Source organism: Streptomyces sp. NPDC032721 (assembly GCF_055579625.1).
In genome coordinates this window covers 995814-1017453 of sequence record NZ_JBVIMX010000001.1, presented here as the reverse complement: position 1 = coordinate 1017453, position 21640 = coordinate 995814, and the positions used below count along the sequence as shown (strand labels likewise).

The 21640-nt window shown below is 71.9% G+C and carries 18 protein-coding genes and 1 pseudogene; 14 read left to right on the top strand and 5 right to left on the bottom strand.

Going from position 1 to position 21640, the window contains the following annotated elements:
- Positions 1–3: 3 nt before the first annotated feature.
- The 4 genes from ACZ5PB_RS04300 to ACZ5PB_RS04285 are packed head-to-tail and all read right to left on the bottom strand — an operon-like array spanning position 4 to position 3737.
- Positions 4–795, bottom strand: coding sequence for an ABC transporter permease (locus ACZ5PB_RS04300; protein WP_468687630.1), 792 nt, complete (start codon positions 793–795; stop codon positions 4–6).
- Positions 792–1802: an ATP-binding cassette domain-containing protein gene (locus ACZ5PB_RS04295; RefSeq protein WP_468687629.1), complete on the bottom strand. Its 1011-nt coding sequence runs from the start codon at positions 1800–1802 to the stop codon at positions 792–794. The genes ACZ5PB_RS04300 and ACZ5PB_RS04295 overlap by 4 nt, the downstream gene beginning before the upstream one ends.
- 37 nt (positions 1803–1839) lie before the next feature.
- Entirely contained in the window at positions 1840–2679 is an 840-nt protein-coding gene (locus tag ACZ5PB_RS04290) for a TIGR03943 family putative permease subunit (protein WP_468687627.1), read from the bottom strand.
- On the bottom strand, positions 2676–3737 hold the full coding sequence (locus tag ACZ5PB_RS04285) for a permease (RefSeq protein ID WP_468687626.1): 1062 nt from the start codon (positions 3735–3737) through the stop codon (positions 2676–2678). The genes ACZ5PB_RS04290 and ACZ5PB_RS04285 overlap by 4 nt, the downstream gene beginning before the upstream one ends.
- Positions 3738–3931: 194 nt before the next feature.
- Here ACZ5PB_RS04285 and ACZ5PB_RS04280 point away from each other — a divergent pair, with 194 nt between their 5' ends.
- The 5 genes from ACZ5PB_RS04280 (at position 3932) to ACZ5PB_RS04260 (ending at position 8409) form a co-directional block, all read left to right on the top strand.
- The gene (locus tag ACZ5PB_RS04280; RefSeq protein ID WP_468687625.1) at positions 3932–5287 is read left to right on the top strand and encodes a carbohydrate-binding protein; all 1356 of its coding nucleotides are present in this window, start codon (positions 3932–3934) and stop codon (positions 5285–5287) included.
- Positions 5288–5527: 240 nt separating this feature from the next.
- A complete protein-coding gene (locus tag ACZ5PB_RS04275) occupies positions 5528–5917 on the top strand; it encodes a cell division protein SepF (RefSeq protein ID WP_468687624.1) in 390 nt (129 codons plus the stop codon).
- A gap of 55 nt (positions 5918–5972) precedes the next feature.
- Complete coding sequence (locus ACZ5PB_RS04270) at positions 5973–7154, top strand: AAA family ATPase (RefSeq protein WP_468687623.1); 1182 nt, start codon at positions 5973–5975, stop codon at positions 7152–7154.
- A gap of 77 nt (positions 7155–7231) precedes the next feature.
- Positions 7232–7594, top strand: a complete 363-nt coding sequence (locus ACZ5PB_RS04265) for a nucleotide pyrophosphohydrolase (protein ID WP_468688276.1) — start codon at positions 7232–7234, stop codon at positions 7592–7594.
- A gap of 275 nt (positions 7595–7869) precedes the next feature.
- On the top strand, positions 7870–8409 hold the full coding sequence (locus ACZ5PB_RS04260; RefSeq protein WP_468687621.1) for a DUF6099 family protein: 540 nt from the start codon (positions 7870–7872) through the stop codon (positions 8407–8409).
- Positions 8410–8420: 11 nt separating this feature from the next.
- On the opposite strand, the gene ACZ5PB_RS04255 is transcribed toward ACZ5PB_RS04260, so the two are convergent.
- A complete protein-coding gene (locus ACZ5PB_RS04255) occupies positions 8421–8681 on the bottom strand; it encodes a hypothetical protein (RefSeq protein WP_468687619.1) in 261 nt (86 codons plus the stop codon).
- Positions 8682–8927: 246 nt separating this feature from the next.
- Between ACZ5PB_RS04255 and ACZ5PB_RS04250 the strand changes: the two genes are divergently transcribed.
- From ACZ5PB_RS04250 to ACZ5PB_RS04210, 9 genes and pseudogenes are all read left to right on the top strand, one after another.
- The gene (locus ACZ5PB_RS04250; protein WP_468687617.1) at positions 8928–9851 is read left to right on the top strand and encodes an LLM class F420-dependent oxidoreductase; all 924 of its coding nucleotides are present in this window, start codon (positions 8928–8930) and stop codon (positions 9849–9851) included.
- A gap of 30 nt (positions 9852–9881) precedes the next feature.
- Positions 9882–10781 carry a homocysteine S-methyltransferase gene (gene mmuM / locus ACZ5PB_RS04245; protein ID WP_468687615.1) on the top strand — a complete coding sequence of 300 codons (900 nt, stop codon included), beginning with the start codon at positions 9882–9884 and terminating at the stop codon, positions 10779–10781.
- A gap of 57 nt (positions 10782–10838) precedes the next feature.
- Positions 10839–12332 (top strand): 3' terminal RNA ribose 2'-O-methyltransferase Hen1, encoded by a 1494-nt coding sequence (locus ACZ5PB_RS04240; protein WP_468687613.1) that lies wholly within the window; start codon positions 10839–10841, stop codon positions 12330–12332.
- Positions 12329–14955: pseudogene (locus ACZ5PB_RS04235) on the top strand (polynucleotide kinase-phosphatase). Before ACZ5PB_RS04240 ends, ACZ5PB_RS04235 begins: the two are co-directional and overlap by 4 nt.
- Before the next feature lie 224 nt (positions 14956–15179).
- Complete coding sequence (locus ACZ5PB_RS04230; protein WP_468687612.1) at positions 15180–15914, top strand: Crp/Fnr family transcriptional regulator; 735 nt, start codon at positions 15180–15182, stop codon at positions 15912–15914.
- Positions 15915–16099: 185 nt separating this feature from the next.
- A complete protein-coding gene (locus ACZ5PB_RS04225; protein ID WP_468687611.1) occupies positions 16100–17131 on the top strand; it encodes a nucleotidyl cyclase domain-containing protein in 1032 nt (343 codons plus the stop codon).
- The gene (locus tag ACZ5PB_RS04220) at positions 17128–19575 is read left to right on the top strand and encodes a hypothetical protein (protein ID WP_468687610.1); all 2448 of its coding nucleotides are present in this window, start codon (positions 17128–17130) and stop codon (positions 19573–19575) included. Before ACZ5PB_RS04225 ends, ACZ5PB_RS04220 begins: the two co-directional genes overlap by 4 nt.
- On the top strand, positions 19572–21038 hold the full coding sequence (locus ACZ5PB_RS04215) for a hypothetical protein (protein ID WP_468687608.1): 1467 nt from the start codon (positions 19572–19574) through the stop codon (positions 21036–21038). The genes ACZ5PB_RS04220 and ACZ5PB_RS04215 overlap by 4 nt, the downstream gene beginning before the upstream one ends.
- On the top strand, positions 21035–21631 hold the full coding sequence (locus ACZ5PB_RS04210) for a Pycsar system effector family protein (protein WP_468687606.1): 597 nt from the start codon (positions 21035–21037) through the stop codon (positions 21629–21631). Before ACZ5PB_RS04215 ends, ACZ5PB_RS04210 begins: the two co-directional genes overlap by 4 nt.
- Positions 21632–21640 lie beyond the last annotated feature (9 nt).

Sequence of the window (21640 nt, the reverse complement as noted above, 5' to 3'; positions counted from 1 at the left end):
AGGTCAGCCCTTCGGCTCCCGGTCGAACAGGGACTTCGACCACAGATAGCCGAGCGTCGTCAGGACCAGGCACCAGCCGAAGGCAAGCCACCCCTGGTTCCCGATCCCGCTGCCCAGCAGCAGCCCGCGCAGGGTCTCGATGGCGGGGGAGAAGGGCTGGTACTCGGCGAACCAGCGGAACCAGTCCGGCATGGAGTCCACCGGTACGAACGCACTGGACAGGAACGGCAGCATCATCAGCGGCGTCCCGTTGTTGCCCGCCCCCTCGGGCGTCGGGCTGGCCAGACCGACACCGACGGCCGTCCAGGTCAGCGCCAGACTCATCAGCGTCAGCAGACCGAGGGCCGCGAACCACTCCAGCACGGTCGCGTTCGGCCGGAACCCGATCGCCAGCCCCAGGCACAGGACCGCCACCAGGGCCATCAGCGTCTTCAGCACGCTGCCGACGACATGGCCGATGAGGATGGCGGGGCGGGAGATCGCCATGGTGCGGAAGCGGGTGAAGATGCCCAGGCTCGTGTCGACGCTGACCGAGACCGCGGTGCCGACGGCGGTCCCGCCGAGGGCCATCAGCAGGATGCCGGGGACGAGGTACGCAATGTAGTCGGCGCGGTCCGCACCGCTGCCCGCGATGCCGACGCTCATCACGTCACCCAGCACGTACACGAAGAGCAGCAGCAGGACGATCGGCGTCAGGAGGACGTTGAGGGTGAGGGAGGGGTAGCGCAGCGCGTGCAGCAGGTTGCGGCGCAGCATGGTGGAGGAGTCGCGCAGGGTGAGGGACAGGGGGCTCATCGGGCGTTCTCCTCGACGGCGGATACGGGCGTGCTCAGGTTGCTTGAAGTGCTTGGAGTGGTGGTGTCCGTGCCCGCGTCGCCGGTCAGGGCGAAGAACACGTCGTCCAGGTCCGGGGTGTGCACGGTCAGTTCGTCGGCCTCGACGCCCGACTCGTGGAGCCGGTCGAGCAGCTCGCGCAGTTCGCGCTGGCTGCCGCCGCTGGGCACGCTCAGCGCGAGCGAGTCGGCGTCCCCGGTGGCCCGGGGGAGTGCCGCGGCGGCGTGCTCGTACACCTGCGGTGCGGTGAAGCGGAGCCGTACGTGGCCGCCGAGGACGCGGCGCTTGAGCTCGTCGGGGGTGCCCTGGGCGACGATCCGGCCGCCGTGGAGTACCGCGATCCGGTCGGCCAGGCGGTCGGCCTCCTCCAGGTGCTGGGTGGTGAGGAAGACGGTGACGCCCCCGGCGACCAGGTCCTCGATGATGCTCCAGGTGCGGTGGCGGTTGCGCGGGTCGAGGCCGGTGGTCGGCTCGTCGAGGAAGATGATCCGAGGGCTGCCGACCAGGGTCATCGCGAGGTCGAGCCGGCGGCGCATGCCACCGGAGTAGGCGAGCGCGGGCTTCTTCGCCGCCTCCGTCAGATCGAAGCGGGCGAGCAGATCGGCGGTGATCCGGCTGCCTTCACGGCGGGGGAGGTGGTTCAGGTCCGCCATGAGCCGCATGTTCTCCTCGCCCGTGACCATGCTGTCCACCGCCGAGAACTGTCCGGTGACCCCGATCGCGGCGCGTACCGCCTGGGGTTCGGCGGCCACGTCGTGCCCGGCGACCCGGAGCTCGCCCGCGTCGGCGGTGATGAGGGTGGAGAGGATCTGGACGGTGGTGGTCTTGCCGGCGCCGTTCGGGCCGAGCAGGGAGAAGACCGTGCCGGTGGGGATGCGGAGGGCGATGCCGTCGAGGACGGTCTTCTCGCCGTACGACTTGCGCAGTCCGGTCGCCGAGATGGCGAGCCGGTGGGGTGTGTTCGTCATGCCGCAGAGCTTGCGGCGGGGGCGGTTCAGCGCGGTTTCAGCGCGGTTTCAGTGGGTCCTGCGGTTCCCGGCCGGGGGTCGGCTCGACGGTTTGCGGGTTGTCGGGCTCGTCGGCCGGAGCCTTGTCGAGGTAGGGATTCAGCGGCTCCGGGATGTTCCGTACCGTGGCGACGTCGAGCGCGAGGGCGGCCGAGAGGGAGCCCAGGGTGCCGTCCGGGTGCCAGGTGCCGGTGACCTGGACCCAGGTGTCGGCGGGCGGGGCCTTCGTCCCGTGCATCGTCACCGTCAGGGACTGCGAGTCGGCCGCACAGCAGCTCACGAGGAGACGGGTCAAGCGCCAGGTCCCGGCCTTCCCTGCCTTGCCCTTTCCCTTGTCCTTGTTCTTGTCCGGTGTGACGAACCCTTGCAGGAGTACGGTGCGGCCCTTCAGGCTCTGCTCCTGTTCCTGCTGCACGCGCGCGATGTACTCGGTCAGCGAGAGCGGGACCGGGCCGTGCGCGGGGAGTGGCTTGAAGTGTTCGTAATCCTCGACGATCTTCGGGTTGTCCCGGGTCGCGGTGTACGAGCCCAGGGCCGGCGGCGCGAAGAGAAGCAGCGCGAGCGCGGGCGGCAGCAGGAGCCAGGCGATCCGGGGGCCCCGGGAGTGGTCGTGACCGTGGGACGACTCCGCGGCGGTGTGCCGCTGCCGACCGCCCCCGATCAGCCCGTCGCGCACGGCGCCCACCGCCGCCAGCACGCACAGGGCGATCCCGGTGGCGACGAGGAAGGGCATCAGCCCCTGCTTCACGTACCGCAGTCCGATGTCGCTGAACAGCGAAACCCGCAGCAGACCCATCCCGAGCAGCCAGAGCAGCAGCGGCTGTACGGCGCGCTTCACAGCAGCCACCACCCGGTCAGCGCGCTGAACGCCACGGCGACCACGGCGGTGGCCGCCGAGAACCGGACGGCGAAGGACCGGCCGAACGTTCCTGCCTGAAGCGCGATCAGTTTTACGTCGACCATGGGCCCGACCACCATGAACGCCAGCCGCGCGGTGGGCGAGAACCCGGTCAGCGAGGCGGCGACGAAGGCATCGGCCTCAGAACAGACGGCCAGCACCACCGCGAGCGCGGCCAGGAACAGCACCGACAGCCAGGGCGACGCCGAGAAGGTCTCCAGCACGGTGCGCGGCACGGCGACGTTGAAGGTGGCGGCGGCCATGGCGCCCACCACCAGAAAACCCCCGGCGTGCAGGAAGTCGTGCTGGAAGCCCTGCCGGAACTCCTCCCAGCGGCTGTGCCCCGGCCGGTGGCCGGAGTGCCGGGCGGGCATCCGCAGCCACCGCTCGCGTCCGAGCCGCAGCCACAGCCAGCCCATCACGGTGGACACGGCGAGCGAGGCGACGAGCCGCGCGACCACCATGCCCGGCTGCCCGGGGAAGGCGACGGCGGTCGAGACCAGCACGATCGGATTCACGGCGGGGGCCGACAGCAGGAACGCGAAGGCGGCGGCAGGCGTCACGCCCCGCCTGATCAGACTCCCCGCCACCGGCACGGACGCACACTCACAGCCCGGCAGCACGACCCCCGCCACACTCGCCACCGGCACCGCGAGCGCGGGATTGCGCGGCAGTGCTTTGGCGAACACATGGGCCGGTACGAAGGCGTTGACCGCGCCGGATATCAGCGTGCCGAGTATCAGGAACGGCAGGGCCTGCACGGTGACGGCCACACAGATCGTCTGCCACGCCCGGACGGCGGGACTGGCGACCCAGTCAGCGACCCCCGCGGCCCAGGCGAGCCCGCAGACGGCGAGGACGGAGAGGGCACCCGCGGCGATGACGGACGGGGACGGGGACGTGGACGGGGGCGTGGTCGTGGACGGAGATGGGGACGTGGACGTGGGCGCCTGCGTGGATGCGGGCGCTCTGCCCATCTGCCCCTGCGATCCGTTCACGCGGTCCCCCCGACATCCACCGGCATCCCCTCATCGACCTCGGGAGACTATATGAAAACGATGGTCAACAACTACTCGGGGCGGTGGCGGGTTCAGGGCCATAACGTCAACCGAGGGGGCAACTGGCAGCTCCCGGGCGCCAGTTGACGCTTCTACGGTTTCGGTACCCCACCCGAGATCGAGGAGATCCCCCCATGCTCCACAGACATGCCAGGGCCGCCTGTGCCGCGTTCGCCGCCGTCGGCGCGCTGGTACTGGCCGGAATGCCCGGTACCGCTTCCGCGGACGCTGCCCCGGCCGCGCCCCCCACCGCGGCCGAGACCATGGGCGTCGCCAAGGCGTCTCCCGAACTGTTGCGGGCCATGCGGCGCGACCTCGGCATCACCGAGGCGCAGGCGAAGGCACGGCTGGCGAACGAGGCCACCGCGGGTGCCGTCGCCGGAGGGCTGCGCAACGCGCTCGGCCGGGACTTCGCCGGTGCCTGGGTGCACGGCGCCGACTCCGGGAAGCTGAGCGTGGCCACCGCCGACGCCTCGGACACGGCCGCCATCGAGGCACGGGGCGCGCGCGCCGTCGTCGTACCGCACACCCTGCGGCAACTGGAAGGTGCGCTGGCCAAACTGGACGGCGTCGCGGGTGCCTCGGCCGCGGACGTTCCCGTGCGGTACGTCGACGTGACGACGAACACCGTGACCCTGGAGGCGATACGCCCGGCCGCCGCGAAGGCGCTGGCCGCCGCCGCGGGGGTCGACCCCTCGCTCGTACGCATCGAGAAGTCGACGCAGCAGCCGCGTCCGCTGTACGACCTCCGGGGCGGCGACGCGTACTACATGAACGGCAGCGGCCGCTGCTCCATCGGGTTCTCGGTCACCAAGGGAACCCAGCAGGGCTTCGCCACCGCAGGCCACTGCGGCCGCCCGGGAACCACCACCACCGGCTACAACCAGGTCGCGCAGGGCTCCTTCCAGGCCTCGACCTTCCCCGGCCGCGACACCGCCTGGGTGGCCACCAACGCCAACTGGACCGCGACGCCGTACGTCAAGGGAGCCAGCGGAAACGTCCAGGTCACGGGCTCGACCCAGGCTGCCGTCGGCGCCTCGGTCTGCCGGTCGGGATCCACGACGGGCTGGCACTGCGGAACCATCCAGCAGCACAACACCAGCGTCACCTACCCCGAGGGCACCATCAGCGGTGTGACCCGCACCTCGGTCTGCGCCGAACCGGGTGACTCCGGCGGCTCCTTCATCTCCGGCAGCCAGGCCCAGGGCGTCACCTCGGGCGGCTCCGGCAACTGCAGGTCCGGCGGCACCACCTTCTATCAGCCCATCAACCCGCTCATCCAGGGGTACGGGCTGACCCTCAAGACCACCTCGGACGACCCCGGCCCGGGTGAGCCGGGGGAGCCCGGCGGCACCTGGGCCGCGGGAACCGTCTACGCGACGGGAGCCCAGGTGACGTACGGCGGCGCGACCTACCGGTGCCTCCAGGGGCACCAGGCGCAGGTGGGCTGGGAGCCCTCGAACGTGCCCGCGCTGTGGGAGCGCGTCTGACGGTCCCGACGGGCGAGGTCCCGCCCGACGGGGCCGATCCCGCCCGGCGGGGTCCCCCGGCGGGGTCCGGGCCGCGTGAGCTGAGCCACGTGGTGTGAGCCTCGTGGCGCGAGAGCCGCACATTCTCCGGGCGGAGAATGTGCGGCTCATCCGGTTGTGCGCCGTGTCGCTGGTAGGCCGTACGGGTGAGTGGCGTCAGAATTGCCGGATGCAGATACAGCACGTGGGTGGGGTGGTCCGGTGAGCAGGTATGACGTCACCGACGAGCAGTGGGACGGGCTCGCCCAGGTCGTACCGCTGCGCAGCCGCAACGAATGGCCGTCCAGGACCGATCACCGCACGATGCCGCAGGAGTACGAAGCGGCGGAGCAGCGGCGGATGATCGTCCTGCGGGTACAGATCTTCTCGGACGCGCGCGAGGTCGCCGAGTACCTCATCGCGCAGGTTCCGGTGCTCCTCGACCTGACCAGCGCGGAGCCGGACGTGGCCAAGCGGATCCTGGACTTCAGCAGTGGAGTGGTCTTCGGCCTCGGCAGCGGGATGCACCGGGTCGACCGGAACGTCTTCCTCCTGGCACCGGTCGGCATGGAGGTCGAGGGCGTGGAGGCGGCGGCGATCCCCCGATCGTAGGAGGGTTCTCAGATGTAACGGTTCGTCACCGGCGCGGATGCATAGCGTCCGCATCATGACTGTGCCTTCGCCTTCCTCCTCGCCTTCCCTGCCTTCACTTGCACCTCCTTCCGTTTCTGTCCGTCCGCACCGCCCCACGGTCACCGAACTGCGGCTCTCCGCTTTCGGTGCGCACCGTGGGGCGGTGTTCGTGCTGGGCCCGCTGACCTTCTTCGCGGGGCCGAGCGGGAGCGGGAAATCGACGGTCCTGCGGGCGTACGAGGCCCTGGCCGGGCTCGCTTCGGGCGAGCCGCTCGGCGAGGTCTTCCCGGATCCGGAGGGCTGCGTTCCGGAGGGTGCGGCGGCCGACGGACAGCTCCGGCGCGGATTCCGCATCGGCTGTACGGCGGACGGCCCGGCCGGCTCCGTACGACTCGATCTCGTCGTTCAGGCACAGCCGGAACTCAGGGTCGTCGGCGAACGTTTGACCTGTGACGGGCAGGAACTCCTGACGACTTCGCTGCGTGACCCGGGCCGGCCCACCGTCCAGGCCGCCTGGTTCACCTCGGGTGCCGCGCGGACGACGCGGGTGCCGCTGCCGGACGACCGGCTGGGCACGGCGCTGCTTCCGCTGCGCGTGGCGGGCAGGACCGACGGAGAACTGCGGGTGCTGGCCGCCGCCGAACAGGTCCTCGTCGCGCTCCGGTCGGTCTACGCGTGCGACCCCCGGCCGTACCGCATGCGTGCGCCGGTGGCGGTGGGCGAGGGGCTGCTCAGGCGGGACTGCGGCAACCTCGCCGATGTGCTGCGGCGTACCGGCGGCGAGTGCGCGATCCGGCACGCGGCGCTGGTCGCGGCGGCCCGGGCGGGCTGCGCGGGCCCGGTCGACGGCCTGACCGCCCAGGCGCTGGCGGACGGTACGGTACGGGCCCTGCTCGGGCGGGGCGCGCGGGGCGCGACGCCGGTGGGGAGGCTGGGCGACGGGGAGTTGCGGTACCTGGCGCTCGCGCTGGTGCTGCTCACCGGGCCCGGGGTGCTGGACGTGGAGCAGGAGATCGGGGTGCCCGACGCGCACCGGACGCTGACGGTGCTGGCCGACGGGTTCGACCGGGGACTCGACCGGCGGCAGTCGAGGGCCCTCGCGGAACTGGCCGGGCGGATGTGCGCCCGGGGTCACATCCGGCTGGTCGGGACGGTGGGGGGCACCTCGTGCGTGGCCGGGGTGGAGGGTGCGGCGGTGGTAGACCTGGGGGTGTGACGGATGATTCGGCGATGACGACGGGGACGACGGGCGTGCAGGGCGTGGGGACGAGCGGTGACGGTGTGAGCGGCGGGATGGCGGGCGCCGAGGGTGTGCGGGGTGCGGCGGGCGCGGAGCTCGATGTGGCGGTGCTGCAGCGCCGGCTCGCCGCGTTCGCCGAGGCGCGGGACTGGGGGCAGTACCACACGCCCAAGAACCTGGCGGCGGCGCTGAGCGTCGAGGCGTCCGAACTGGTGGAGATCTTCCAGTGGTTGACCCCCGAGCAGTCGGCCCGGGTCATGGAGGAGCCGAAGTCCGCGCACCGGGTCGAGGACGAGGTGGCGGACGTGCTGGCGTACCTGCTCCAGTTCTGCGAGGTGCTCGGGATCGATCCGCTGGCCGCTCTGGCCGCGAAGATCGAGCGCAACGAGTCCCGGTTCCCGGCGTCGGGGGCCTGAGACCGGTCAACCGGGGGCCTGAGACGGGGGAACCGGGAGCCTGAGACCGGGGAACCGGGAGTCGCGCCCCGCCCGCCGCGCGCGGCTTCGACGTGTCCCGCCGAGCAAGATTCGTCACTCTTCGGAGTGATGGCGTTATCCACAACTCCTTTGGTATCCACAGATTTCCGCATAGCACTGGCTTTCCAGTCCGGTTCCCCTCACTCTGGGTAGTGGAAGCGGTGCGGGATGTGGAGCGGGCCGTGGAGCGAGCGGGACGGCAACGGGGGTAGCGGATGGACGCGGTGAGGCTCATCAGGGTCAGCAGACACGCACTGGCTCAGAGCCAGGCGTCGAGGGAGATCCTGTCGGAGGCGTGGCAGGCGCAGGCGTTGACCCAGGCGATCGGCGGGCTGCTCGCCATGAAGGGGCCGCCGGAGCTGAGGGGAGAGGCGCAGGGACTGTGCGAGGCGGGCGGGCGGGGGAGCGGTGCGGTCGACTGGCCGGTCCAGCGGGCGGGCGGCGAGCTGGAGCCGGCGGGATTCCCGGCCGGGCAACCGCCGGACCCCGGGCCACGGGCCGCGCAGCTGACCGAAGTCCCGGACGCGCGGGCCACGTTGGCGGATCTGGCCGTACTGCTGGGAGAGGTGGGCATCGCGCTCGTGGGGGTGGCCTGTGCCACCGACGAGGACGGCTTCTACTGGCAGACCATCGAGGCGATCGACGCCGCCGACGAGTCGAACGACCGGGTGCGCGGACTGCTGCGCCGGCTCACGGTGTGGGAGCACAGCAGGCTGCAGGGCGCGGCCCATGACTCGGCGGCGGGGCCGTCATGACCCTGTCCCGGTCAGTGGGAGCGGTGGTCCCGGTCGCCGTCGTCGTGGCCTTCGGAGCTGGTCGTGCTGCCCGTGGTGGGGCTGCCCGTCGTCGGCGGGCGGTCGCCCGTGGTCTGCAGATCGGCGTCGAGTTGCGAGAGATCGGCGGTCAGTGCCGCCATCAGTTCCTCCATCTGCTGCAACAGGCCCTTGGGGGTGGCCTGCTGGCCCGGTACGGACTGCGGTACCGGATTCGCGGACGCGGCCTGTTCTGGCACGGCTTCCTGGGACATGGCGGCCTCCTCGGCCCAGGCCCTTCCCGTGGGGGAGGGCGGTGTTGCCATCAACGCCCCGACAGCGGTCGTCGGCGCGCGGGCCGGGCTGTCCGGCTCCGACCGAGCAAACGAGTGCCTGGGGCACCAGTCACTGACACTGCCGTGCGAGGACCCCCAGGGAGGCGGATTTTCACCCGACCGGGCAGATGGGGGACAGATGGGGCCGACGGGGTTGACGGCAGTTCGAAGGTGCAGGATGGAGGTATGGATCTTCGAATCTTCACCGAGCCCCAGCAAGGGGCGAGCTACGACAAACTGCTGACCGTGGCGAAGGCCACCGAGGACCTCGGGTTCGACGCCTTCTTCCGCTCCGACCACTATCTGCGGATGGGCTCCGCCGACGGGCTCCCCGGTCCGACCGACGCCTGGATCACCCTGGCCGGGCTCGCCCGCGAGACCAAGCGGATCCGGCTCGGCACACTGATGACCGCAGGTACCTTCCGGCTCCCCGGAGTGCTGGCCATCCAGGTCGCCCAGGTCGACCAGATGTCCGGCGGAAGGGTCGAACTGGGCCTGGGAGCGGGGTGGTTCGAGGAGGAGCACAAGGCGTACGGAATTCCCTTCCCCAAGGAGAAGTTCGCCAGGCTGGAGGAGCAACTGGCCATCGTCACCGGCCTGTGGGAGACGGAGGTGGGCAAGACCTTCAGCTACGACGGGACCCACTACCAGCTCACCGACTCCCCGGCGCTGCCCAAGCCCGCACAGAAGAAGATGCCGGTCCTGATCGGCGGGCACGGGGCGGTGCGCACGCCGAGGCTGGCCGCGCAGTACGCGGACGAGTTCAACATCCCCTTCGCCTCGCTCGACGACACGGCTCGGCAGTTCGCCCGGGTGCGGGCGGCGGCCGAGCAGGCCGGCCGGAAGTCGGGCGACCTGGTGTACTCCAACGCGCTGGTGGCGTGCGTGGGCAAGGACGACGCGGAGGTCGCCCGCAGGGCGGCGGCCATCGGACGGGAGGTGGACGAACTCAAGGCCAACGGACTGGCGGGCTCGCCCGCGGAAGTGGTGGACCGGCTCGGAGAGTTCGGGGCGATCGGATCGGCCCGGGTGTATCTCCAGATGCTGGACCTGGACGACCTCGACCACCTGGATCTGATCTCCTCACAGGTGCTGTCCCAGCTCAACTGAGCCCAGCTCGACGTCGTAACAGGAGTCATCGTGGAGCCCACCCGCCCGCTCGCCGCCGCACTTGCCGAGGGGACCGTCGTCCTCGACGGCGGTCTGTCCAACCAACTGGAGTCACAGGGCTGCGACTTGTCCGACGCGCTCTGGTCGGCGCGGCTGCTCGCCGACGACCCGGGGCAGCTCCGGGCGGCGCACGCGGCGTATGTGCGGGCGGGCGCCCAGGTGCTCATCACCTCCAGCTACCAGGCGACCTACGAGGGGTTCGCGGAGCGGGGTGTCGGGCGCGACGGGGCGACGGAGCTGCTCGCCCGCAGTGTCTCGCTGGCGCGGGAGGCCGGGGCGGCGGCGGAGCGGCCGGTGTGGGTGGCGGCCTCGGTCGGCCCGTACGGGGCGATGCTCGCGGACGGCAGCGAGTACCGGGGACGGTACGGGCTTTCGGTCGCGGAGCTGGAGCGGTTCCACCGCCCGAGGATCGAGGCCCTGGCCGGGGCGGCGCCCGACGTACTGGCCCTGGAGACGGTGCCGGACGTCGACGAGGCGCAGGCGCTGCTGCGTGCGGTCGAGGGGACCGGGATGCCGGTCTGGCTGTCGTACAGCATCACCGGGGACACCACCCGGGCCGGTCAGCCGCTCGACGAGGCCTTCGCGGTGGCGGCGGGCAACGACCAGGTGATCGCGGTCGGGGTGAACTGCTGCGAGCCCGGCGACGTGGACCGGGCGGTGGAGGCCGCGGCGAGGGCGACGGGCAAGCCGGTCGTGGTGTACCCGAACAGTGGTGAGGAGTGGGATGCGGCCGGGCGCGGGTGGACCGGGGCCGGGACCTTCGACGTGGCGCGGGTGCGGGGCTGGCAGGAGGGCGGGGCGCGGCTGGTGGGCGGCTGCTGCCGGGTGGGGCCCGGCGAGATCGCGGGACTGGTGAAGAACGCGGGCTGACCCCGGGCACGGGAAAACCCATGGTCGCAAGGGGCGAACCGGGCAATACTCGATCGGGTGTTCTTGACGATCAGTACCTTCGGCGACCAGGAACGTCCCGCGACCGACCTCGGGTTTCTGCTGCACAAACACCCCGGGCGGAAGCAGGCGTTCGCCACCTCGCACGGCACGGCCCATGTCTTCTACCCCGAGGCCACCGACGACCGCTGCACGGCTGCCCTCCTCCTGGAGGTGGATCCGGTGGCGCTCGTGCGGCGCGGCAAGGGCAAGGGGCAGGGCGGCTCGCCCGACTCGGCGCTCTCGCAATACGTGAACGACCGGCCGTACGCCGCCTCGTCGCTGCTCGCCGTGGCCCTGAGCACCGTCTTCAAGAGCGCCCTGCACGGGGTGTGCAACGCCAGGCCCGAGCGGGCCGCCGCGCCGCTGCCGCTGCGCATCGAGGTGCCCGCGGTGCCCGCGCGAGGGGGTGCCGCACTGGTGGAGAAGCTGTTCGCGCCGCTGGGCTGGACGAGCGTGCGGGCGGTGCCCGTGCCGCTGGACGAGCGGTTTCCCGAGTGGGGCGACTCCCGCTACGTACAGCTGGTGCTGGAGGGGGAGCTGCGGCTGGAGGAGGCGCTGCGGCACCTCTATGTGCTGCTGCCGGTGCTCGACGACTCCAAGCACTACTGGGTGTCGCCGGACGAGGTCGACAAGCTGCTGCGGGCCGGTGAGGGGTGGCTGCCGACGCACCCCGAGCAGAAGCTGATCACCAGCCGCTATCTGTCGCGCCGCTGGGGACTCACCCGGCAGGCCACCGAGCGGCTGGAACTGGCACGGCTCGCGGCCTCCGACGACACCACCGTCGAGGAGATCGACAACGCGGTGGACGACGAGACCGGCGAGACCGAGGAGCGGCCGACGCCGCTCGCGGTCCAGCGGCGGGACGCCGTCCTGGCGGCGCTGCGCGCCGCCGGGGCGAGCCGGGTGCTCGACCTCGGCTGCGGGCAGGGACAGTTGGTGCAGGCATTGCTGAAGGACGCGAAGTTCAGCGAGATCGTCGGCGTGGACGTGTCCGTACGGGCACTGACCATCGCCGCGCGGCGGCTCAAGCTGGACCGGATGGGCGAGCGGCAGGCCGGCCGGGTCACGCTGACGCAGGGATCGCTGACCTACACCGACAAGCGGCTCGCCGGATACGACGCGGCCGTGCTGAGCGAGGTCATCGAGCACCTCGACCTGCCCAGGCTGCCCGCGCTGGAGTACTCCGTCTTCGGGGCGGCCCGGCCCGGCACCGTCATCGTGACCACGCCGAACGTCGAGTACAACGTGCGCTGGGAAACCCTGCCCGCCGGGCAGGTCCGGCACGGCGACCACCGCTTCGAGTGGACCCGGCAGGAGTTCCGCGCCTGGGCCGACGGGGTGGCCGAACGGCACGGTTACGGCGTGGAGTTCGTCCCGGTGGGGCCCGACGACCCCGAGGTGGGACCGCCCACGCAGATGGCCGTGTTCAGCAGGAGGAGCGCGAGTGACGGCGCGACGACAGAGGAAGAGAAGGAGGGAAAGGCCGCATGAACAGCACTGACACCAGTACCGACACCAGCACTGACACCAGTACCGACAGCAGCACTGACACCAGTACCGACGGCACCACCGCATCCCGCAGGCTGCCCGTTCCCGACCTCTCCCTCGTGGTGCTCGTCGGGGCCACCGGATCCGGCAAGTCGACCTTCGCCAAACGGCACTTCAAGCCGACCGAGGTCCTCTCCTCGGACTTCTGCCGGGGCCTGGTCGCCGACGACGAGAACGACCAGAGCGCCAGCCGGGACGCCTTCGACGTCCTGCACTACATCGCGGGCAAGCGCCTGGAGGCCGGGCGGCTGACCGTCGTCGACGCGACGAGCGTGCAGTCGGAGAGCCGCAGGCAGCTCGTGCAGCTGGCCAGGAAGTACGACGTACTGCCGGTCGCCGTCGTGCTCGACCTGCCGGAAGAGGTGTGCGCGGCACGCAACGCCGAGCGCCCCGACCGGGCCGGTATGCCCCGGCACGTCATCCAGCGCCACCGGCGCGAACTCCGCCGCTCCCTCAAGGGACTTGAGCGCGAGGGGTTCCGCAAGGTGCACGTGCTGCGCAGCGTGGCGGAGGTGGAAGCGGCACAGGTGGTGCTGGAGAAGCGCTACAACGACCTCACCCACCTCACCGGACCCTTCGACATCATCGGTGACGTCCACGGCTGCCGCTCGGAGCTGGAGACGCTGCTCGGCAAGCTGGGGTACGTCGACGGGGCACACCCACAGGGGCGGACCGCCGTCTTCGTGGGAGACCTCGTCGACCGGGGGCCCGACAGTCCCGGGGTACTGCGCAGGGTCATGGGAATGGTCAAGTCCGGCAACGCGCTCTGCGTGCCCGGGAACCACGAGAACAAGCTCGGACGTTGGCTCAAGGGAAGGAACGTTCAGCACACCCACGGACTCGCCGAGACCATCGAGCAGCTGGGCCGGGCCGAAGAGGAGGAGGCAGGCTTCAAGGAACAGGTCAGGGAGTTCATCGACGGCCTCGTCAGCCACTACGTCCTCGACGGCGGAAACCTCGTCGTCTGCCACGCCGGGCTGCCCGAGAAGTACCACGGGCGCACCTCCGGCCGGGTCCGCTCCCACGCGCTGTACGGGGACACCACCGGCGAGACCGACGAGTTCGGCCTGCCCGTGCGCTACCCGTGGGCCGAGGACTACCGGGGCCGTGCCGCCGTCGTCTATGGGCACACCCCGGTGCCGAGCACCTCGTGGATCAACAACACCCTCTGCCTCGACACCGGTGCCGTGTTCGGCGGGCGGATGACCGCGCTGCGCTGGCCGGAGCGCGAACTCGTCGACGTACCGGCCGAGAAGGTCTGGTACGAGCCGGTCAAGCCGCTCCTCACCGAGGCGCCCGGCGGGCTCGACGGGCGTCCGCTGGACCTCGCCGACGGGACGTGGCCGGACGGCGGGTCGTGGAGACCCGCGAGCACGGCCGGGTCGCGGTGCGCGAGGAGAACGCGGCGGCGGCGCTCGAAGTGATGAGTCGGTTCGCCGTGGACCCGAAGCTGCTCACCTACCTGCCGCCGACCATGGCGCCGACGGCGACCTCCCGGGCCGAGGGCTACCTGGAACACCCCGTCGAGGCGTTCGCGCAGTACCGGGCGGACGGGGTCGGGAAGGTCGTGTGCGAGGAGAAGCACATGGGCTCGCGGGCCGTGATGCTGGTGTGCCGTGACGCGGAGGCGGCACGGCGGCGGTTCGGCGTGGACGGGCCGACCGGGGCGGTGCACACCCGGACCGGGCGGCCGTTCTTCCCGGACGAGGCCGTGAGCGAACTCGTCCTCGCGCGGCTGCGGACGGCCGTCGGGGAGGCCGGGCTCTGGGAGGAGCTGGAGAGCGACTGGGTGCTGCTCGACGCCGAGTTGATGCCGTGGTCGCTCAAGGCGTCCGGGCTGCTGCGCCAGCAGTACGCGGCTGTCGGCGCGGCACCCGGGGCGGCGTTCCCCGGGGTCCTTCAGGCGCTTGAGGCCGCCGCGGGGCGCGGTGTCAAGGGTGCCGACGAGCTGCTTGCGAAGCAGCGGGAACGAGCGGCCGACGCCGGGCTCTTCACCGAGGCCTACCGGCGGTACTGCTGGACGACGGAAGGGCTGGACGGGGTGCGGCTGGCACCGTTCCAGCTGCTCGCCGTGGAGGGGCGGTCGCTGGCCGCCGTACCGCACGACCGTCAACTGGCCTGGCTGGACCGGCTCGTGGAGCACGACCCGACGGGGCTGCTGCAGACCACGCGCCGGCTGGTCGTCGACACCGACGACGAGGCGTCGGTGCGCTCCGGGGTCGACTGGTGGCTGGAGATGACCGGCCGGGGTGGCGAGGGCATGGTCGTCAAGCCGCTCGGCGCACTGGTCCGGGACCGGAAGGGTCGGCTGGTGCAGCCCGGGATCAAGGTACGGGGACGGGAGTACCTGCGGATCATCTACGGGCCGGAGTACACGCGGCCCGAGCAGCTGGAGCGGCTGCGGGAGCGGCACCTCGGGCACAAGAGGTCGCTGGCGCTGCGGGAGTACGCGCTGGGGATCGAGGGGCTGGAGAGGCTGGCGGAGGGCGAGCCGCTGTGGCGGGTGCACGAGGCGGTGTTCGCGGTGCTGGCCCTGGAGTCGGAACCGGTGGACCCGAGGCTGTAGGGGGCGGGTCCGGAGGGTGCGGTTCCATCGAGGGCCGCACCCTCCGCCCGATCCCCGCCCCGCCGCGGCATCGAGTCCGAGCCAGTAAAGGCGGTCTCAACTGGGGCGACGAGAAAGGGAGTTGATCGTTCTTGACTCGGGTGGTACGGGTGCCTAGTGTTCCTTCTCTCTCTGCTTGACGCACTGTCAAAACGTCGCGTCCGACGCGCCATCGGGGGCGAGCGATGAGTCTTTTCGGCCAAGGCCGTCCCTTCCTGGATGCGCTTTCACGTCAGGATCGGGAGAGCCTGCTCGCACTCGGCGCCCCGCGCCACTACGAACCCGGGCAGGTCATGCTCCAGGAGCGCGACACCGGCACCTTCGTGCTCGCCGTGAGTTCCGGGTGGTCCGTGGTCTCCGTCTCCACCGAGCGCGGCGCGCGGCTGATCCTCGCCCTGCGCGGGGCCGGAGAGGTGATCGGGGACCTCGCCGCCGTCGACCAGGGTCCGCGCAGCGCCACCGTGACCGCCCTCGGTTCCGTCGAGGCGACCTCCATCAGCGGCGAGCGGTTCCGCTACTTCCTCTCCGCGCGGCCGCACGCGACCGCGCTGATCATGCGGCAGTTCAGCGCGCGGCTGCGCAGCGCCGACAGCGAGCGGCGCTCCCTCGCCTCCGAGACCGTGCTGCGCCGGCTGGCCGTACGGCTGCTCGAACTCGCGCAGCGGGCCGGGCGGGCGGACGAGAAGGGCTCGGTGATCGTCGAACTTCCGCTGCCCCAGCACGATTTGGCGTCGGCGGTCGGTGCGACCAGGGAAGCGGTGGCGAAAGCGCTGCGGCTGCTGCGCGAGCAGGACGTCGTACACACCGGGAACCGGCGGGTGACCGTCACCGACATGGAGCTGCTCCACCTGCTGGCCCAGGGGCGGGCCGGGCCACCGCCGCGCGGCGGGCCGGGGGAGAAAGTTCGCCCGGATGTGTAAACGGCTACATCGCGCGGTGGCGGACGGTACAAGAGTGATCTCGGCGGACGACGGCACAGGAGGCACCGGTGTACGGAACGGGAGACGCGGCGGGTCGGCCGTGGAAGGGGGCGGCTGAGCCGGCCGGGGAGGCCGCGCGGTCCGGGGGGTCCGGGGGGCCCGGGGGGTCCGGGGAGCCGGGGGCGGTGAACCGGCTGGTGGTCTTCGTGGACGCCGTGGGATCGGGGGTCCTGGGGCTGGCGGCCAAGAGGCGGATGCGGGAGGCGCTGTACATGGCCTTCGGGGAGGCGTTCGCGTCGATCGGGGTGGCCGCCGACCGGCTGCACCGGGAGGACCGGGGGGACGGGATCCTGGCCGCGCTGCCCGCCGAGGTGCCGCCGTCGTACATGGTCGGCCGCTGGCTGAGCACCTTCTGCGAGAGCCTGCGCGAGTACAACAACGGGAAGCCGGACCCGTTGCGGGTGCGGGTCGGGATGCACATGGGGCCCGTGTTCGACGACGGGAAGGGGCTGGTGGGGCGGGCGGTCGACCTGACCTGCCGGCTGTGCGACAGCGATACCGCGAAGCGGGTCATGACCGCGGTGCCCGACTCGCAGCTGATGATCGTCGTCTCCGGCTGGCTGTACGACTCGGTGGTTGCCGAAGGGGGACGGTACATCGAGCCGAAGCAGTACCGGAGCGGACGGGTCAGCTCCAAGGAGACCGACGAGACCGCCTGGTTCCACGTCCCGGGACTCCCGCACCCGCCGCTGGACGCGGTGAACGGAACCCGGGGACCGACCGCGGAGCACCGGGCTGCGGGATCAGGACGCGGTGATGGGCCGCACGAGGGGGGCGGCCCATCATCGCCGGGGGTGCGGCCCGAAGGGCGGCAACCGCAGCCTCCCCAGCAGGAGTTCCACGTCAAGGGCGACAGCGTGAGCTTCGCCAACAACACCATCCACGGCGAGGTGACGGGCATCCGCAAGGACCGTGGCGCCCCGGGTGAACCCCGGCGCGAACCCGAGCAGCCGCAGCGGGACCCGCGGGCCCGGGCACGGCGGGAGCGCGACGAACAGTCGCCGTACGGTCCGCGCGCGTACTGGGGGCCCGCGACGGAGGAGCTGGAGCCGGACGAGGGGCCGGAGCCGGAGGAGTACGAGCCCGGCTGGGCCGACGAAGACGGCCGTGGCGGAGGCCGGGACGGCAGCCGGGGCGGGAGCGGGGGCGGCGCGTGAGCGACTCGGACGAGGGCGTCGGCGGGGAGTCCGGCGCCGCCGGGGGCGGCTCCCCGGGGGGAGGGGCCGGGCCGGACGGCGGGGGTGGTCCCGGCGGCGGTCAGGACAAGGGGGCGCCGGGCACGCCCGACGGCGCCCCCGACAAGAACAACAGGAACGACAGGAACGACAGGAACGACAAGAACGAGAAGGCCGACCACGACGAGGGCCAACAGACCGAGGCCAGCCCCTTCGATCAAGTGGGGCGCGGGCCTCTGGGCGGCGGCGGTGGCGGAACTGGGGGATCCGGCACCGCCCATGCCGCCCGGCAGAACTTCGCCGGGCGCGAGGCGGTCAGGGACCGCTACGACATCGGCGGCGACAGCCACATCAGCACGGGCAACATCACCCACATCAACCACTACGGATCGTCGTGGGGCAGCAGCCCCGTGGTGGCGGGCTCCGTGCCCCAGGAGGAGCTGGACCGGCTCTCGGACGTCTACTGCGAGGCGGCCGGCTACCAGCGGATGAAGGACCGGCTGCGCGAGGGCAGGCTCCTCGTGCTGTGCGGCGAACCGGGCAGCGGCCGTACCGCCACCGGGCTCGCCCTCCTCGCCGAGCTCACCCACGACCGGGTCGACCGGCTGGACCCCGGCATTCCGCTGCACCGCATCCAAGCGGCCCACCTGACGCCGAAGCACGGCTACCTCCTCGAACTCCCCCTCGACGACGGGAGCGAACAGCCCCTGTCCGAGGAGGGGGCCGGCCGGGGGAGCGACCGGGGCGTCGGCACCCGGACCGGCCACCCGCGCGGCGCGGGCCGGCCCACCGAGCTCCACCTCGACCGGCTCAGCGGACTGCTCGCCGCGTCCGAGGGGTACGCGGTCGTCCTGGCGGGCGGCGGCGAACTCGCGGGCCGGTTCCTGCGCGGACGGTACGGAATGCTCTGCCACCAGCCGCCCACCGAGGCGGTGCTCCACCGCCACCTCCGCGTACTCCTCAAGGACGCGCCCGAGGACGCACTCGTACGCGCGCGCGGTCGCTTCGAGGAGGCGGGCCTCAAGGAGGCGCTCGGGCTGGAGGAGCTGCGTCCCCGGGAGGCCGCCCGGCTCGCCGGGCAGCTCGCGCTCCGCGAGAACGCAGTACTGACGGACGATCAACTCCGCGCCGAATGCGCCGCGTTCGTGCACCTCCAGGCGCGGGCCTGGTTCGCCGACGCGGACCGGCCCGGCGTCCTTCCGGCGGCCCTGCCGCTGCTGGACACCACCGCCTTCCGGATCGCGGTCGCCGTGTTCAACGGATCCTCGTACAGCCTCACCGCGGAGGCGGGTGAGCAGCTCGCCTGGGAGCTGGCGATGACGCTCGACCCCGAACAGGCCGTCGGACGGCGGCTGTTCGCGGTGCACGACAAGGACAGACCCGCGCTCGCCAGGGCCGTCGTGGAGGACGGCGAGTTCGACCTCGGCGACGCGAAGGTGCCGATGCGCGCCGTCCGCTTCCAGGGGCAGGGCCTGGCCACGGCGGTGCTCCAGGAGGTGTGGCACGGCTACCACAACGTACGGGGCCCGCTGACGCGCTGGCTGCGCGCGCTCTGCGACGACCCGCGCCCGCAGCTGTGGGTGCGCGCTTCGATCGCCGCCGGGGTGCTGTGCTCCTGGGACTGGGTTTACGGGGCGGGGGAACTGCTGCACCCCATGGCGGGCGTGGACAGCCCGACCCTCCAGATGGCCGCGGCGACCGCGCTGGCCGAGGCCTCCCGCGAGCCGTCGGTGCGCCCGGCGGCGAAGGCCACCCTGAAGGAGTGGGCGAAGAGCGGCGACAGTGCGCTGGTCACGACAGCCCTGCTGGCCCACGGGTACGGCATGGCGGCGGGCTCCGTCCGCGCCTCGCTCGACGCGCTCGCCAAGGTGGCCCGCCGCGACGACGTGACCGTCGACGAACTCGTGACCGCCTCCTTCAGCGTGACCCGGCTGCTGGCCGGGGCCGACCCCGACACCGTCGTGGAACGGTTCGGCGACTGGCTGCGCGAGGGCGACAGGTCCCTCGTCGACCTCGTCCTGATAGGGGTCATAGGGGCGCTGAACACCAAGGCCACGTACCTCTGGGGCCTGCACGAGGACGAGGAGATGGAGGCGCACGGAGCCAAGCCGCTGATCGCCGCACTGCTGGTGACCCGGCCGGACCTGCGCCGCAAGCTCGCCGACCTGGTCCGGCACGCGCTGAGCACCGCCCGCTCCGGCGACGCCGCACTGGACGCGCTCGGCAGCTGGCTGCGCCGGGCCGCCGAGGAACCGCAACTGCTGGGTCCGGCCTGCGAGTTCCTCGCCCTGCTCGCGGACGGACGGCGGGACCGCGACCGGCTGCGCCACCTGCTGCACCGGCTCGTGCGCGATCCCGGCGACCCACTGGACAAGGCGGCGGCCCGCCGGATGTGGGACGCCGTGGGAGAAGGAGCAGAGGAATGACGGACAGGGATCCGGGGGAACCGGGGAGGCGGCCCGAACAGCCGCGAGCACGGGCAGGCGAGGACCGGCAGCCGCAACCGCAGCGGCGTGGCCGGTCATCGTCGCGTGACCAGGACGAACAGCCGTACGGAAGAGCCGGGTCCTGGCAGGGGCAGGGGCAGGGGCAGGGGCAGGAGCGGGGCCAGGGCCAGGGCCAGGGTCAGGGGCGGCGGAACGGGCAGGACGGGCGGGGCGGGCGGGACGTGGGCAAGGACCAGAGCCCCCGGGGCCCCGTGGTCGGCGAGTACGAGCCGCCGTACGTCCGCCGCAGCAGCCAGGTCGCCGCCGTGATGCTCTACAACAACGGCGGCTACAGCGTGCTGTGGCCCGACCGCCGCGAGGACGTCAACAAGCCCTGGATCGGCCGCCCTTACAGCATCGTCGAGGTCCGGCTCGGGGTGCACGTCACCACCTTCGAACTGCGCCTCCCGGCCGCCGGTGACGCGGCGTTCTTCCACGCCACGGCCCGGGTGCGCTGGCAGGTCGACGACCCGCGCCTGGTCGTCAGCCAGATGGTCTGGGACGTCGGCGAGCTGCTCCGCGACGAACTCCTCGCCCAACTCCGCAGCGTCTCGCGCCGGTTCAGGCTCACCGACTCCCAGCGCGCGGACGACGCCGTCCGGGCCGAGGTGGAGGCCGGCCGCATCGACCTGGGTGCGGACCTCGGACTCTCCACCCGGGTCCATGTGTTCATCGACCTCAGCGAAGAGGTCAAGACGCGGGTCAAGGAGAAGGACACCCTCGTCATCGACATGGAGAACGACGACATCAAGGCGGAGTCGGTCAAGCGCAACGAAGCGCGCAGGCGCGAGGCGATCAAGGTCGAAGCAGCGGAACTCCAGGCGGTGCTGGCCCGGGGCGAGGACAGTGAGATCGCCTACTACATGGCCACCAATCCGACCAAACAGTGGGAGATCCGCACCGCCATCGAGCGCGAACGGCGGGAAGGGCAGACGGACTTCATCAATCTGTTCCACAAACTGCTGGAGACCGGGAACCTGGAGCGGCACGACATCGGCGACCACATGTACGAGGTCCTCCAGTACCTGCGGGAGAGCTCGAACGGAGTGCTCGGCGGCGTCCCCGACACCCTGTTCCCTCCCCGTAGGGGTGGATCCCTCAACGCACCGGACGGAAACCGGAACCGGATCAGGTCCTCGGGGCGTGATGGGGACCATGGTCGGGAACTGGAGCGCGGCGACAGCACCGAACGGCGGCAGCGGGACGAGCCCTCCCAGCCGTACTGGGAAGAGGAGTCCGGACCGGTGCGCGGCCGGGAGGGGCAGGACGGCCGGGACGGCCGGGTGCACCAGCCGACGAGGGTCGAAACCTGGGCGGACCAGGAGCACGAGGGGGGACCGCGACCCGAGCACGGGCGGACCTCACGGCCGAGCGACGGCTTCGACGACTGGGACGAGGCATGACCACCACTGAACCGAGCCGCACACCGGACCCGAATCCGGACCCGAACCCGGTTCCGCTTCCGAGCCCGGACCCGAGCACACCGCCGCCTGCCCCCGAACCCGCCCCCACACCCTCGGCCCCCGCTCCCGTCAACCCCGATGTGCGGTTCGTCGCGGAGCGGCTGCTGGACTCCGTACGCGAGGACATAGGGCGCGCCGACTCGAAGGCGGCCATCCTGCTGTCCGGCGGGCTCGCCTTCCTGGCCGTCGTATGGGCCGGTGAGGGGACCGCGGAGCCCAAGGGGTTCGCGCTGGGGCTGCTGGTGGCGGGCGGGTCCCTGTGGCTGGCGGGGCTGCTGATGCTCATCAGCGTGGTGCTGCCGCGCACCCGGATAGGTGCCGACGCCACGTTCCTGCGCGACCTCACCGGAGGCACCCCGTCCGAGGAACTGCACACCCGGCTGACCGAGTCGGGCGCGGACGTCGTGCGCTGGATGCTCGGCCAGGCGACCGCACTCGGCGCCGTGCTCACCGCCAAATACCGCTGGCTGCGCGCGGGGGTCTGCTGTCTGACCCTCGGCGTGGTGCTCTCCGTAATCGCCCGAGTGTGGTGACGAGACGAT